This window comes from Candidatus Insignibacter tubulum (assembly GCF_056790205.1).
The window spans coordinates 663,087-678,558 of record NZ_CP199715.1 but is presented as its reverse complement, the minus strand read 5'-3'; the positions used below and the strand labels follow the sequence as shown (position 1 = coordinate 678,558).

At 29.7% G+C, this 15,472-nt stretch carries 11 protein-coding genes; 9 read left to right on the top strand and 2 right to left on the bottom strand.

Annotated elements, in window-relative coordinates; all coding sequences use genetic code 11:
- The first annotated feature begins 366 nt into the window (after positions 1-366).
- Both typA and pncB read left to right on the top strand, forming a co-directional pair.
- Positions 367-2,169, top strand: a complete 1,803-nt coding sequence (gene typA, locus ACUBP5_RS02855; protein WP_482168613.1) for a translational GTPase TypA — start codon at positions 367-369, stop codon at positions 2,167-2,169.
- A gap of 115 nt (positions 2,170-2,284) precedes the next feature.
- Positions 2,285-3,460 carry a nicotinate phosphoribosyltransferase gene (gene pncB / locus ACUBP5_RS02850; protein ID WP_482168144.1) on the top strand — a complete coding sequence of 392 codons (1,176 nt, stop codon included), beginning with the start codon at positions 2,285-2,287 and terminating at the stop codon, positions 3,458-3,460.
- 957 nt (positions 3,461-4,417) lie between these two features.
- Here the strand turns inward: pncB and rpmH are convergent.
- Positions 4,418-4,573, bottom strand: a complete 156-nt coding sequence (gene rpmH / locus ACUBP5_RS02845) for a 50S ribosomal protein L34 (protein ID WP_482168143.1) — start codon at positions 4,571-4,573, stop codon at positions 4,418-4,420.
- A 506-nt stretch (positions 4,574-5,079) separates the two neighbouring features.
- Positions 5,080-5,469 (bottom strand): hypothetical protein, encoded by a 390-nt coding sequence (locus ACUBP5_RS02840; RefSeq protein WP_482168142.1) that lies wholly within the window; start codon positions 5,467-5,469, stop codon positions 5,080-5,082.
- Between the two features lie 1,696 nt (positions 5,470-7,165).
- On the opposite strand from ACUBP5_RS02840, the gene ACUBP5_RS02835 reads away from it, so the two are divergent.
- The 7 genes from ACUBP5_RS02835 (at position 7,166) to pfkA (ending at position 15,471) form a co-directional block, all read left to right on the top strand.
- Positions 7,166-8,554: a bifunctional UDP-3-O-[3-hydroxymyristoyl] N-acetylglucosamine deacetylase/3-hydroxyacyl-ACP dehydratase gene (locus tag ACUBP5_RS02835; RefSeq protein ID WP_482168141.1), complete on the top strand. Its 1,389-nt coding sequence runs from the start codon at positions 7,166-7,168 to the stop codon at positions 8,552-8,554.
- Between the two features lie 276 nt (positions 8,555-8,830).
- On the top strand, positions 8,831-9,394 hold the full coding sequence (efp, locus tag ACUBP5_RS02830; RefSeq protein ID WP_482168140.1) for an elongation factor P: 564 nt from the start codon (positions 8,831-8,833) through the stop codon (positions 9,392-9,394).
- 310 nt (positions 9,395-9,704) lie between these two features.
- The gene (sucD, locus tag ACUBP5_RS02825; protein WP_482168139.1) at positions 9,705-10,577 is read left to right on the top strand and encodes a succinate--CoA ligase subunit alpha; all 873 of its coding nucleotides are present in this window, start codon (positions 9,705-9,707) and stop codon (positions 10,575-10,577) included.
- Positions 10,578-11,193: 616 nt separating this feature from the next.
- Positions 11,194-11,862: a ZIP family metal transporter gene (locus tag ACUBP5_RS02820; protein WP_482168138.1), complete on the top strand. Its 669-nt coding sequence runs from the start codon at positions 11,194-11,196 to the stop codon at positions 11,860-11,862.
- A 77-nt stretch (positions 11,863-11,939) separates the two neighbouring features.
- On the top strand, positions 11,940-12,572 hold the full coding sequence (locus tag ACUBP5_RS02815; RefSeq protein WP_482168137.1) for a peroxiredoxin: 633 nt from the start codon (positions 11,940-11,942) through the stop codon (positions 12,570-12,572).
- Positions 12,573-12,692: 120 nt separating this feature from the next.
- Entirely contained in the window at positions 12,693-14,033 is a 1,341-nt protein-coding gene (mtaB, locus tag ACUBP5_RS02810; protein WP_482168136.1) for a tRNA (N(6)-L-threonylcarbamoyladenosine(37)-C(2))-methylthiotransferase MtaB, read from the top strand.
- Positions 14,034-14,493: 460 nt separating this feature from the next.
- Positions 14,494-15,471 (top strand): 6-phosphofructokinase, encoded by a 978-nt coding sequence (pfkA, locus tag ACUBP5_RS02805; RefSeq protein WP_482168135.1) that lies wholly within the window; start codon positions 14,494-14,496, stop codon positions 15,469-15,471.
- The last annotated feature ends 1 nt before the right edge of the window (position 15,472 follow it).

The window sequence follows — 15,472 nt, the reverse complement described above, 5'->3', positions numbered from 1 at the left end:
TAAGGATCTATCACTATAGGTTTCTCTATAAAAAATCAACTATTATTTAATCAAAATTATTATTTTTTTTAAAAAATGATTAATCCTTGGAGAGGAAGCAATGTCTTTTTACATTTAATTTCATAAACGTATAATATATAAAAAGTTTTTTATATACTATGTACCCCTCCCTCCCTCCTTTTTTTTTTAATTAGGAGAAAAATATATAAGTTCTGATAGAGATTTTATTATCTTTTTATAGATAATAAATTACAATAATAAATATCAACTTATCATCTATCTATTAACTAATTTTTATCGTAAAAATAAGCAGATGATAAAAAAAATATTAATTTTGCTAACTTTTTTTAGTTAATTAGTTTAATGATTCCATCTCTTAGAAATATTGCTATTATAGCACATGTAGATCATGGCAAAACTACTTTAGTAGATAAAATTCTTCATAGTTCTAATCTCTTTAGAGATTGTTATCAAATACAAGATCTAATATTAGATAATAATGACCTAGAGCGAGAACGTGGTATTACCATCGTTTCAAAAAACGTTTCTATAAAATATAAGAATACCAAAATTAATATTATAGATACCCCTGGGCATGCTGACTTCGGTGGTGAAGTAGAGCGCGTTTTGAAAATGGCTGATGGGGTTTTATTATTGGTAGACGCTTTTGAAGGGCCTATGCCTCAAACTAGTTTTGTTACGCAAAAAGCGCTCTCTCTCGGATTAAAGCCTATAGTAGTTATTAATAAAGTAGACAAGGAAAATTGTAACCCTGAAAAAGTATATGAACAAGTTTTTGAGCTTTTTTCTCATTTAAATGCCACGGAAGAGCAGCTTGATTTCCCCGTATTATACGGATCTTCAAAACAAGGATGGATGAGTTATAGCTGGCAAGAACCAACTAGAGATATCTTTGCTTTACTTGATGCTATTTTAATCCATATTCCGGCGCCAGAAATAAGGGAAGGTCCTTTGCAAATGCAAATTACATCACTTGATTATTCTACTTTTGTCGGACCTATCGCAATAGGACGAGTGATAAGAGGTTCGATTAAAGAAACGATGCGTTTAGCCTTAATAAATCCCAAAGGGGGAATTAGCAAATCGCGTATTAAAGAGTTATATATTTTTGATGGGTTAAACAAAACTAAGACGTCAGAGGTATGCTGTGGAGATATATGTGCTGTAGTAGGAGTGGAAAATTTTCAAATAGGAGATACGTTAGCTCATGAGGACCATGCTGAAGCATTGCCTCATATTAAGGTAGATGAACCTACGATGAATATGCTTTTTACTGTTAATAATTCTCCATTTTATGGTAAAGATGGAAAATTTCTTACTTCCCGGCATTTACAAGATCGTCTTTATAAAGAAACAGAAAAAAATCTAGCCTTGAAGATCACGCCTACCGATTCTTCAGATGCTTTTTTAGTCTGTGGACGTGGAGTACTACACCTTTCTATTCTTATTGAAGAGATGCGTCGTGAAGGATATGAATTTCAAGTAGGACAACCCCAGGTAATTACCTCGAATATCAATGGTAAAAAACATGAACCTATAGAATTACTCATAGTAGAGGTTCCACAACAATATTCTGGTAATATTATAGAAATTGCCACTCAACGCAAGGGGGAGTTACTTGTTATAGAATCCAAAGGTGATTTGCAACATTTAGAATTTAGGATACCCTCACGTGGGGTAATAGGATTAAGAAATCTATTTCTAACTGCTTCATCTGGACAAGCAATATTTACCCATCGTTTTGATACCTATGAAGCTTGGAAAGGGGAGATCCCTTCCAGGGCTCTTGGATCTATTATATCTATGGATAAGGGGATCTCTACGATATATCGTATTGATAAACTTCAGGGTCGAGGAAAATTTTTTATTGCTCCGGGGGAGGAAGTATATGAAGGAATGATCATAGGTGAGAATTCGCGTAATAATGACCTAACGGTTAATGTTACCGAATCAAAACAATTGACTAATTTTAGAACTACTTCTAAAGATGACTCTGCTAGAATTTTTCCACCTATTCGTTTTTCTTTAGAAACTGCACTTGAGTATATTAAAGATGATGAATATGTTGAAATTACTCCTAAGAATATACGTTTACGAAAAATTCTTTTAAAAGAAAGCGAACGGTTGACTGCCAAAAATCGCCGTTAGAATATAGCTTTCTTTATTATTTATCTATCTAAATAGTTAATTCTTATTAGTAAAGTACTTTATACCCTGTATAAAATATTGCATATTTACCTAAAGATTAGAATATACTTTTTTTATGTCAAGATCTTTAAACTTAGTTTCATTATTAGATAATGATTTTTATAAGTTTACCATGCAAAATGCAGTGATAAAGCATTTTCCTTGTGCTAAGGTTTGTTATAATTTTGTAAACCGCGGAAATCATTCCTTTCCTAAGGGGTTCGGACAAGTTTTAAAAACAGTAATCGAGGAAATGCATACACTTAAACTTACCAATCAGGAGTGTGACTATCTTGAAAAACATTGCCCTTATTTTGATCCCACTTATTTAGAATTTCTTAAAAGTTATCGTTATAATCCTTCAGAGGTGAATGTTATTCAGAGAGGAAATGATCTTGGAATCACTATTGAGGGATTATGGTATCGTACTATTTTATGGGAAGTCCCTATTATGGCAATGATTTCGGAGCTTTACTATAAGATGAAGGCGTTGCATAGAGTTCCTGATGAGGAAATTATACGTATTACACGTAAAAAAATATTAGGGTATAAGGCCATTAATGTATCTGTAGCTGAATTTGGAACACGTAGGAGGCATTCATATGAGGTACATAAGTTAGTGTTAAAAATTTTAAAAGGAGAAGGTAAGAACTCTTTTATAGGGAGCAGTAACGTGCATTTTGCACATCTTTTTAAAATGGATCCTATTGGAACACATGCTCACGAATGGTTTATGTTTCATGGAGCTAAATATGGTTTTAAAATGGCTAATCGGATAGCTTTAGAAAACTGGACAAATGTTTATCGTGGTGATCTTGGAATAGCACTATCAGACACCTATACGACAGATTTTTTTTTTAATAGTTTTGATAAAAAATTCGCTAAGCTTTTTGATGGAATTCGTCATGATAGCGGAGATCCAATAATCTTTGCTAAAAATGCTATAAAGCACTATAAACAATTTAAAATTGATCCTATAAGTAAGACAATTGTATTTTCTGATGCATTAAATCCAAAAAAGGTGGCTACTATTGCTAAGTATTGTCGTTCCCGTATAGGAATGTCTTTTGGTATAGGTACGAATTTTACTAACGATGTAGGACTTATTTCGATGAATATAGTTATTAAAATGACCCAAGTATTTTCTGAAAATAAAACATGGACTCCAGCAGTGAAACTCTCTGATATTAAAGAAAAATTGAGTGGTGATCCTGATATGATAGAATTAGCCAGGCGTTTTTTACATTTATGATCTTATATATGAAAACTTATTTTTTTTATATAGAATAGAAATTATCAAAAAAGTGAATTATAAATTCTTCAATTAAATCTATAAGTTCATAGAAAAAATGTAAATATATTTTTGACTTCTTAATATTTAAGAATGTCATGAATTAAAAAGTCAATTCTATCGGGGATCATATCATTAATTAATGCTCATTTTTAATAGCTGTGTAATCTAATAATAAAAATATACTGTATATAGGCAGTCATAATAACTTTATTTATAACTAAATAAAGCTTTAAGTGGCTATTCATTGCATCCTAATATCTATGTTAGTTTATGGAAATATAGAAATATATTATAATCAGAGAGTCTGAATAAAGTATAGTTCAATCAGATATCTCTGTTATATATCGGATATCTATTATTAAATAGATTATCTATTATATAAACATCTAAATGGACTCCCTAACAGTAATAGGAGAAACCTTTTGAGGGGTTGATTCGTTATATTAGTGTTTAATTCAGATGGAGAAAATAAGTTTTTTTATGTATTTTTCAGATCCTGAAATATATTAGTCTAGATAGACTATTGTTTATGCTAAAAACTAGAGGCAAAAATTATATGTAATAATATAACTGCCTTTCACAAACTAGGAAGAAAAAGTAAATTATCTTTTATAATCAGGGTTTCTATACTCAATATATTCTTTACTCTAAAAAAGTCCATTTTATTTTACTTATTCGCATCTTTATATAAGATAACGTTATAGACGTTCCCTCAAATAAATGGTTATGCATAAGAACAATCTATATAAACTGATCCTCCAAGTTATTAGAGAGTATTAGTTATATCCCCTCTTCCCCCCCCCTCCCCCCTATTCAATAATAGGGGAGTACTGCCTATAGTATTAATTATAATAAACAAAAACTTCATTTAAATAAATAACTTTCTAATATTTTGTTAAATATAGTTTATAGACTTTAACGTTTGTATACCACCTTGCTTATTGATAGTTCTTTGCGTCCTTTTGCACGGCGTCTAGATAATATTTTACGACCTGACTTGGTCCCCATTCGCTGCATAAATCCATGAGTATTTTTTTTTTTTCTTGTTGAAGGCTGATAAGTCCTTTTCATTTTCGTAGTATGTTCTTTACAAAATGTAAACTTACGACATTAGTAGGAAACTATAGTACAGTTTTTTAATATGCTTTTAAAAATGGTAAGCTTTTTAATGTTCATGCTACTATATCTTGTTTTTATAAGTATAATCATAAACTTGGAATTATAACTATATTATTTATCTTTTATAAACTTTTTATAAATTATTAAACTCTAAAATATATCTTTATAAAAAGAGGATTTACTAAGATTAAGTAAACTTACTATTTATAACTTATACTAAAATAGTATTATCTATATAGACATCCAATTTTGATGGGATTTTGTATAAAGTCTGTAGTCTTTTTATTTATTATCCTTAAAGGTAAGAAATGCTTGTTTGCAAGATAAAAATGAGAACTAATTTAGTTTAGTTAACTCAAAGTTAATAACCTTAAGAAATTTTATCATAAGCAATATAGTATATAGGTCATAGTCTATTACCCTTAATAGTAAGATTATCTTATTAATAATTAATTTTCTTATATCACTCTTATCTTTTCTACAATAGCCTTTTTTGTTTGATTTTCAATTTCAAAAATATAAGTTTTACCATTTACCTTGTCAGTATAATAAATTTGATATATAGGAAAAGGTTTTTTTCTCGGTAAGCTTCTTGAAAAATAAATTTCCCCTAACGTAAGCACTTTTTGTTTAATAAAATTTAACTCAGCGCAGAATTTAAATTCTTTGGGTAAAGAGTTATAGCATTTTTTATGAATAACAATTTCTTTCTTAGAGATCTTATTTAAGACTCTACTATTAGGAAAATAAGAACATGAAAATATACGGTTTCCAAAAAAACCTATTATTATAAGCGTTCCGATACCTGTACCTAAAAGAAAAATTTTTAAACGTTTTATAAAATTCATGACCAAAAAAAAATAAATTAGGTAAAAATTAAATTAACGTTTTTTATAACTTTTTAATAAAATGTCTTCTTGTTACTAAAAAAAAAAATATTTGTCAATATTAAAATTATTTATCGAAACTACTCTATTTTTCTCATAAATTAGATAATAAAAGTTAATGATTGTTTAGATGGCAATCAGACTACTATAGTAAATAATATATTTTGCTAAAAAATTTTTAATCCCATATTATAAGGCTCTATATAAATTTAGTTTTAAACCGAGAAGTTAAGCCCTATTTAATATAATTAAAATGGATTTATAGCATATGATTATCTATAATTATTAACATAATTTTATGTATTAAAAAAAATAAAGTGACTTACTTCTAGTTTTTTTTTTAAAAAAGGACTTATTCCAAATCAATTTTCTAATCTCTAGAGTTTTTAATTTGTTATTTTAGAACCTCTATATAATAATAATATCGTCTCGTATGCATCGGTGCATTATGTCTAATGCAAAAAGTTATCTATATGCTTAAAATGAAAAAATCTTAATTACTAAAAAAAGAAGAATATGCTAATATCTATAATTACTCTCATGATATCGGTCATGACTCTTTCTCAATGCATTAAAAAAAATCTATAATTTAATGGTATTCATCATGATGATATATCAAAAATTTGTATAGGCTATTTTAATACATATTTAGTTGATCGTTTAATTAATATGTTAAATGTTTCGGATAATGAGTTGGGTTTTTTTGAATATAAAAGCATACCTTCAATAGAAAAATTTCCCATTGCGAATATGCTCATATGTTAGCAATTTTTTTTCATAAAGCCAGTTTCAGAAACTTAAAAACTGCTTATTTAATTTTTAAGCGTACTAAAAAATAGATCCTCTTAGGAGAGGATATAAAGACTTCAATACCTTTGATATTCTTTAAGGAAAGAGCAATATACTCATAATATTACTCTTTTATTAATATTACAAATGCTAATAAATCAAAACTTTAAGCGTAAAATTTTCTAAAAAGCCCTTATTAAGGGGAATAATATATCAGTCCAAAAAAAATTGCGAACTCTAGAAGGAGAGTATTTGTATATCAATAAAAAGTAGAAAATTTAGTATATAATCCTAAAAAAGATCCTATAAAAATTCTAATAAAAAAATGGATATATTAGTAATATTTTACATAGATCTTTATTTTTAAATAGCAAAAATATTTTATAATCTATAGATAAATATTACCTTCTTTATTTAAAAGAATAAAAAATTTTCTTCTTGAAAAGAAATATTCTTAATGCTGATAACATTTATTAAGTATCTTCATGAGAAGATAACCCCGTCATAAAAGGATAAATAATAAGAAAGATAGAACATACTATGAATAGATAAAGAAAAATTTAATAAAGGAGTTATATTTTTTACTTGATTTTAAGTATTTTTATTATAATCATTTTTCTATGAAATCATAATGACCATTATTTATAAAAATTATCTCCTAAATAAAATACTTTATATCTTTTTTTAGGGTAAAAGATCTTATAGTGTCATGTGTTAAATATGATAAGATATATAATATAAATTTTTATTTTTTCATTAAGCCTATGAAGTTTCTTGAAAATACATAGTAAAACTTTATATATAGTTTTAAAAAACTTATATAACTAATTGATTATATTTTTTTCAAAAAAATAAATCTCTAAATAAGATGTTTCAGAAACAAAAAACTTTATTAAAAAAAACTCATTTAAAAGGATACGGGATTACAGTTAAAGAGGTTAATGTTAACTTTAATCCTGCTTCGGAAAATACAGGGTTTGTCTTTATACGTATAGATCTTATAGGGAAACCCCAGATTAGGGCTCATATAGATTTAGTTAGATATGATTACCGAGGTATCTATATTGAAAAAAATAAAACTAGGATAATTAATGTAGAGCATGTACTTGCTGCTCTAGCAGGATCGGGGTTAGATAATGTTATTATAGAAATCGATTCCGAAGAGCTTCCTATTATGGATGGTTCAGCTTTACCTTTTCTTAATGCTCTTGAAAGAGGAGGTAAGATAGAACAGACAATGATTAGGGACTATTATGAACTTTCAGATGTTATATGCTATAATGATATAGAAACGGGAGGTAAAATTATAGCCATACCTTCAAAGGATTTTGAACTCTTAGTAATGGTTGATCTTGGAATGGAAGTGTTAGATTCTCAAAACGCTGTTCTTTCAGATCTTTGTGATTTTAAGAAAGAAATCGCCCCGGCACGAACGTTTTATTTTTTTCATGAAATTAAAATTCTTTTAGAAGCTAATTTAATTAAAGCTGACAACCTAAAAAATGCTATCATATATATAAATAAAAATATTGATGAATTACAAAGCTTAAAACTTCAAAAAATATTTCAAAAAGAGAATTTAAAAATACTCCCTAATGGGATGTTAAATAATTTGGAATTAAATTATACTAATGAAGCGGCACGACATAAACTTTTAGATATAATAGGAGGGTTAGCTCTAGTAGGTAAACCCCTGAAAGCTAAAATTATAGCTTATAAGCCCTGTCATAAAATCAATATAGAATTTATTAAAGAGCTCTATAGTAATATAAAAGCGAACAAGGAACATCCTCCACAATTTGATCTAAACAAAACTATTTATGATATTAAAGATATTATGAGGTTTTTACCTCATAAACCGCCTTTTTTATTAGTTGATAGAATTATAGAGATTACAGATGACTATATTATAGGTATTAAAAATATTACTATAAATGAGCCTTTTTTTACTGGTCATTTCCCTAAGGAACCTGTCTTTCCAGGAGTATTGCAATTAGAAGCTCTGGCTCAGACAGGAGGTATTTTCGTCCTCAATAAAAAAAAAGATCCACAGGCTTACTCCACTTACTTCCTAAAAATAGATAATGTACGTTTTAAACAAAAAGTTATTCCTGGAGATCTTTTGATTCTCAAAATGGAATTACTACAAGATATAAGAATGAATATAATTTATATGCAAGGGAGGGGATATGTAAATAAAAAAAAGGTTGTAGAAGCTCAGATAGTAGCTCAAATAGTAAAAACTAAAAATCTTTAGTTTTTAAGTTAAAAAAACTTAATATCTAAATTTAGATAAGGCCTCAAACTAGGACCAATTACTATGATATTTTATAAACTCTTTTTCTACTATATACTAATATATATTAAAAAGCAGATGTTAAAATATTATTATTTGGTTATTAAAAAAAAATCCTTAGATTTATCAAAAACTTTGAATGATATCTCTTTATATAGATTACATAAAGATAAAGGATGAGGAGTATTATACTAAAATAGTATTCGAATAAATTTTTAATTATATTTAAAATAAAATATGGCATCTACTGCAGAGATCAAAAAAGGTTTGTGCATTCGTTTTAATAACGACTTTTATAAAATCGTGGATTTTCTTCACGTAAAACCAGGGAAAGGTCCTGCCTTTGTTAGAACTAAACTTAAAAGTTTAACTAATGGTAAGGTATTAGATAATACTTTTTCATCTGGATATAAAATAGAAAAAGTCCGTATAGAATCGGATAATTATCTTTATCTCTATAAAGATGAGATTGGATTTTATTTCATGAATACCAGAGATTACCATCAGATTCAACTTCCTAAAGAATTGATTATTAAAGATCGATTCTTAAAAGAAGGCATGGAAGTAACGATTAGTTTTGAACAAGAAAATAATATACCTCTAAGTCTAGAAATGCCTATAAGTGAAATCTTTAAGGTCATCTATACCGAACCTGGGCTTAAAGGAGATACTGCTACAAATACCACTAAAGCAGCTATTCTAGAAACAAATACGGGAATACAAGTCCCACTCTTTATTAACACAGGAGATTTTATTAAAGTGAATATTCATGAAGGCCTCTATATCGAAAGAGCTAGATAATTATGATTTTTTCACAAACTTATCTATTAGAAAAGCTGATTAGGATCATAAAGACTAAAAGTTCGAGAGATATTAATTTTTTTTTACCTCTAAACAGTTTTAATAAAATTTTTAGGATAAAAAACAAATTGTATTTTACTTATCATTCTAAATGATAAAATTAGGAATCTTCTGTTTTGGATTATATATACAAATAAATAGAACTTTTTTATGATTTTTTATAATACCTTTCTATATTATACCTAAAGAAGTTCCTCATCCTACCTCCTCTCCTTCTCTATCTAGTAGAGATATATTAAAATAATGGATTATGAGTATATTAGTTAATAAAAATTCACATATTATTGTTCAAGGCTTTACTGGGAAGGAAGCAACTTTTCATTCTAAACAAATGATTCAATATGGCACCAAGATAGTAGGTGGAATTACTCCAACTAAAGGAGGTCAAAAACATTTGGAAAGACCTGTTTTTAATACGGTATCTCAAGCAGTAAAGGCTACTAATGCCAATATAAGTATTATTTTTGTCCCTCCAGCCTTCGCTGCTGATGCTATTATGGAAGCTGCTGATGCACAAATATTTTTAATAGTCTGTATAACAGAAGGTATACCTTTGTCTGATATGATTCAAGTAAAGCGATATGTTCAAGATCGTAATTCACGTCTTATCGGGCCTAATTGTCCCGGTATCATTACTCCCCAAGAAGCAAAAGTGGGGATTATGCCAGGTTCTATATTTAGAAAAGGAAGTATAGGTATTGTATCCAAATCAGGAACGCTTACTTATGAAGCAGCCGATCAGGTTGTAAAGGCTGGTTATGGTATTTCTACCGCTATTGGTATAGGAGGAGATCCTATTATCGGCACGACCGTTCAAGATGCAATGGCTCTTTTTATGGAAGATCCCCAAACCGACGGGATAGTAATGATCGGTGAAATAGGGGGGACGCTTGAAGTTGAAGCTGCACGTTGGGTTCAGAAAATGGGCAATAAAAAACCTGTAATTGGATTTATCGCTGGGCAAACTGCTCCTAAAGGACGTACTATGGGACATGCTGGCGCTATAGTAGGTTCAAAAGATGATACTGCTGAAGCTAAAATGAAAATAATTCAAGATTGCGGGTTATATGTAGTAGCTTCTCCGGCAGAAATAGGCATGACTTTAGCAAAAGTTATGTCTTAGAGTTAGAGGGGTTTTATCTGAATGTTTCTTACCATTTATTAACCTTTTATTAGGTATAGAACCCGATTTTTTGGGATGATAACGACTCATATTTACGGGAAAAAACATAATTTAAAAAATATCTGGCTTAATATTCATAGAAATTAATTAAATAATAATTATAATCTACCATTACTTAGAAAATTTGTCAGGTTATACTTATACTAATTTTAAGTATATTAAAAGCCCTATAAGATAGGGCCCTCTTCCTAACTCGGGATATTATAATTAAAGAACTATAAATTCTTAAATGCCATATAAGAAGAAAAGTATTGTTATTGATATACTTGAATATAAAAAATTAACTCTAGTCTACTTAACCCCCCAAGTTTTTAACCTAGCTTGTAAAGCTAGGTTAAAAAATGACGTTGTTCCTTTATCTTTTTTTTTAAAAAAATCTACTATGCTGGATTGAGTTAATCTTAGTTCTAAGATTAAAAAAGTAGATAAAATTCATGTAATAAGACATTATAAAAAAAATATCATAAGAAATTTAAAATAATAGAATAATGACGATATCAATTAATTTAAAAGGGGAACAACGCAGCTACTTGTATTTGTTAAGATTTTAATACTTATGATTTATATATTACTTTTTCTGCCAATTTTTATTGGTATACTGATTACAAAATGGATTAAAACTCATAAAATAGGCACTAATGGTATTTTAAGCTTTAGTAGTGCTTATTTATTTGGGACAGTTTTTAATCATCTCTTTCCTGAAGTATATAGAAATAATAATCAACAAGAGATAGGTTTTTTTATTCTTGGCGGAATTCTTACTCAAGCGCTTATTGAAACCATTACCAAGGGTATAGAACACGGTCATATTCATCATACAGGAAAAAATCATTTTCCTTATGGAATGTTCTTAGGTCTTTTCACTCATTCTTTACTCGAAGCCATAGCTATAGATTCAAATCATTATGGGTTACTTTATGCTATTTTAATTCACAAAATACCTGTAGTAGCTATTTTATATTTTTTTCTTGCAAATGCATTTGAAGATAAAAAAAAAATATGGAGTTTGATGGTTATTTTTAGTCTATCGGCGCCTTTAGGGGTATGGATTGGGGGACTTAAATTATTTAGTCGATATGAAACTTATATGAATGCTTTTGTAGGAGGTATTTTTATTCACATCGCTACGGTGATCTGGTTTGAAAGTTCTGATGGCCATCAGATGAGTTATATGAAATTACTACTTTTTTTATTAGGGATAGTTTTATCTTATCTTATTTCGTAAATCTTTATTTTTAAATCTTTTTTCTTCTATGAAATTGATTTAAATTAGACTAAAGAATTATTTAATACAATATACTTATGGTTTCACTAATTGGGGGGGAAGCACCTGATTTTAAAACAAACGCTGTAATATCAGGTAATAAGATCATTAATGATTTTACTCTTAGGCAATTCAGAGATAAAAAATATGTATTATTATTTTTCTACCCGAAAGATTTTACTTTTGTTTGCCCGACCGAATTACATGCTTTTCAGGAAAAATTAAGTGAGTTCGAATTAAGAAATGTACAGATTATCGCTTGTTCTACCGATACTGAACAATCACACTGGGGATGGCTACAATTTCGAAAAGATCAAGGGGGTATTAAAGGTATTACGTATCCTATAATATCTGATACTAATAAAACTATAGCTCATAATTACGGGGTACTTGCTGGTAAATGGTTTTATGATGATCATAATCAACTTAAGGTCAATGGTGAGCTTATTGCCTATAGAGGGTTATTTTTAATTGACAAAGAAGGCATAGTGCGTCATCAACTTATCAATGATTTACCTTTGGGTAGAAGTATACAAGAGGCTCTTCGCGTAGTAGATGCCTTACAATATTTCGAGGCTAATGGAGAGGTATGTCCAGCTAATTGGGAAAAGGGAGAAAAAGGGATGAAGGCAACCCACGCATCAGTAGCTCATTATTTATCTAATCATTGATCCACAAATAGATCCTAAATAATAGATCCTAAATTAGGGTTTCAAGTCCCCTTCCCTTGTAGGGGAAGGGGACTTGAAAATAAAAAAAAATATTTATAGGATGAGTCTTAGTTTTCAACTATGCAACAAATTATCACTTCTATAAATCGAGTGGCTTTTTACACACTAGGATGTAAATTAAATTTTGCTGAAACTTCAACTCTTTCAAGACAATTTTCAGATCAGGGTTATATTTGTGTTAACTTTAGAGAAAAGGCCGATATTTATGTGATTAATACTTGTTCAGTAACTGAAAATGCTGATAAAGAATTTAAATATATAGTGCGATCAGCTCTCAAAAATAATCCAGATGCTTTTATCATAGCTACTGGTTGCTATGCTCAGCTCAAATCTCAAAATATAGCCCTTATCGAGGGAGTTGATTTGGTATTAGGGGCAGCTGAAAAGTTCAAAATTCTCAATTATCTCTCAGATCTTTCAAAGAAAACCGTAACAGAGGTACATTCATGTGAAATAGAAATGACTGATTTTTACGTAAGTTCTTACTCAATGGGAGAACGTACACGTGCCTTTCTTAAAATTCAGGATGGGTGTGATTATAAATGCAGCTATTGCACTATTCCGCTAGCTCGAGGTATATCACGTTCGGAAACATTAGATAATGTGCTTAAAAATGCTTCTAAAATTGCCCGTAGTGGTATTAAAGAAATAGTGCTTACCGGAGTGAATGTAGGAGATTACGGAAAAGGAGAGTTTGGGAATAAAAAACACAGGCATACTTTTCTTGAACTTATTAAATCGTTAGATCGTTTAAAAGAAATAGAACGTTTACGAATTTCTTCCATTGAGCCTAATTTACTTAGTGAACAGATTATAGAATTTGTTGCCTCAAGCGAAAGATTTATGCCTCATTTTCATATTCCCTTACAATCAGGAAGTGATTATATCTTGAAAAAGATGCGTCGTCGTTATATACGCAAATTATATGCTGATAGAGTAAATAAAATAAAATCTCTTATGCCGCATGCTTGTATCGGAGTAGATGTCATCGTAGGGTTCCCAGGAGAGAATTATAAGCATTTTATGGAAACGTTTGATTTTTTAAGTGATATTGAGATCTCTTATTTGCATGTATTTACTTATTCTGAGCGCACAGGTACTGAGGCGGTTAGTATAAAAGAAAAAGTGCCTACTGCTGTTATGCATAAGTGTAATAAAATTCTTAGAGGGCTATCTATAAAGAAAAAACTTCAATTTTATAAAAGTCAAATAGGGGAAATAGGTGAAGTACTATTTGAGAAAGAGAACAAAGCTGGATATATATATGGGTATACGAGGAATTATATTAAAGTAAAAGCTCCTTGGGAACCCGAGAGGGTAGATAGCCTAGAGAAAGTTCGTTTAAAAACCTTAACCCCTGAGGGGATAATGCTAGCCGATAACTTAGCTATTTCAAGATGAAAGAAATTCTTTCATCTTAGAAAGAGGATTCCTTTAAGAAAAGATATAAATATAACGTCATATTTTAGCATATATATGTTCTTTTTTTATATTGTTTTTTTTCACATAGATATAACTATATCACCTGCTTTATAATAAGTGAAGATGTTATATATTGTGTGTTTTTAGGGGAAAATTTAGCTAACTAGAGAGGAAGTTTTTGTTTTTCACTATGATAGTTTAATTCTTATATTAAAGACTTATGTACTTTGAAGTATATCAAAAAATGTAATGTTAGTTTTTAACTAGTAAAAGTAGCTCTCTGAGTAATTAGTTACATCACCCTTATTATCTATATCTTGTTCAGGGTAAGATTGAATTAGATGGGACGATCTATTGATCTTAATTCTTAAATATTTAGTTTTGCTTTCCGAAATTTTTATTTATAGAGAATTTAAATTTAAGGCTCTTAAGTTATATTATGATGCTAAAAAAAATAGGAGTAATGACCTCTGGTGGAGATGCTCCTGGGATGAACGCCGCAATTCGCGCGGTAGTGCGTGCGGCAACGCATTATGAGATACAGTGCATTGGCATTAGATTGGGCTATCAAGGAATTATTGAGGATGACTTGCTAGATCTAGGCGCCAGAGATGTTAAAAACATTATCCATCGTGGTGGAACATTTTTAAAAACTGCACGTTCTAAGGAATTTATGAGCGTCCAAGGTCGTAAAAAAGCTTATGAAAATCTAAAAAAACATCAAATTGAGGCTTTTATAGTTATTGGCGGAGATGGTTCATTTACCGGAGCTAAAATATTCGGCGATGAATATGATATCCCAATTATAGGTATACCAGGGACTATAGATAACGATATTTATGGAACTGATTTTACAGTAGGTTACGATACGGCTTTAAATACTGCCGTAGAGGCTATAGATAAAATAAGAGATACTGCTACCTCACATAATAGAATTTTTTTTGTAGAAGTAATGGGCCGAGATGCGGGTTTTATCGCTTTAAATAGTGGGATTGCTGCAGGGGCACTTGATATTTTAATTCCTGAAAAAGAGTATAATTTCGATCAACTCTTTACTTCTATAGAACGCGGAAATAAAGAGGGTAAATCTTCAAGTATTATCGTTGTGGCTGAAGGAGAGAAGCTAGGGGGAGTATATGATTTAGCTGAAGCTACGAAGATGAAATATCCTGATTATGATATTCGAGTTTCTATACTTGGGCATCTACAACGTGGAGGTGATCCAAGTTGCTATGATCGAGTGTTAGCAAGTCGTCTCGGAGTAGCTGCAGTCGAATCCCTTATTAGTGGAGGCCGAGATCTTATGGCGGGGATCAAAGGTAATGAAATCATTTTTACACTCTTTGAAGAGGCGATTCAAAAACATAATCAAATAAATGAAAACCTCATAAAAATAGCAGATATCATAGCAATATAAA

What these genes read in the sequence shown, in the direction of transcription:
- pncB (WP_482168144.1), top strand. Translation starts at nt 2,285, where the DNA reads ATGTCAAGATCTTTAAACTTAGTTTCATTATTAGATAATGATTTTTAT.
- rpmH (WP_482168143.1), bottom strand. Translation starts at nt 4,573, where the DNA reads ATGAAAAGGACTTATCAGCCTTCAACAAGAAAAAAAAAAAATACTCAT.
- ACUBP5_RS02840 (WP_482168142.1), bottom strand. Translation starts at nt 5,469, where the DNA reads ATGAATTTTATAAAACGTTTAAAAATTTTTCTTTTAGGTACAGGTATC.
- ACUBP5_RS02835 (WP_482168141.1), top strand. Translation starts at nt 7,166, where the DNA reads ATGTTTCAGAAACAAAAAACTTTATTAAAAAAAACTCATTTAAAAGGA.
- efp (WP_482168140.1), top strand. Translation starts at nt 8,831, where the DNA reads ATGGCATCTACTGCAGAGATCAAAAAAGGTTTGTGCATTCGTTTTAAT.
- sucD (WP_482168139.1), top strand. Translation starts at nt 9,705, where the DNA reads ATGAGTATATTAGTTAATAAAAATTCACATATTATTGTTCAAGGCTTT.
- ACUBP5_RS02820 (WP_482168138.1), top strand. Translation starts at nt 11,194, where the DNA reads ATGATTTATATATTACTTTTTCTGCCAATTTTTATTGGTATACTGATT.
- ACUBP5_RS02815 (WP_482168137.1), top strand. Translation starts at nt 11,940, where the DNA reads ATGGTTTCACTAATTGGGGGGGAAGCACCTGATTTTAAAACAAACGCT.
- mtaB (WP_482168136.1), top strand. Translation starts at nt 12,693, where the DNA reads ATGCAACAAATTATCACTTCTATAAATCGAGTGGCTTTTTACACACTA.
- pfkA (WP_482168135.1), top strand. Translation starts at nt 14,494, where the DNA reads ATGATGCTAAAAAAAATAGGAGTAATGACCTCTGGTGGAGATGCTCCT.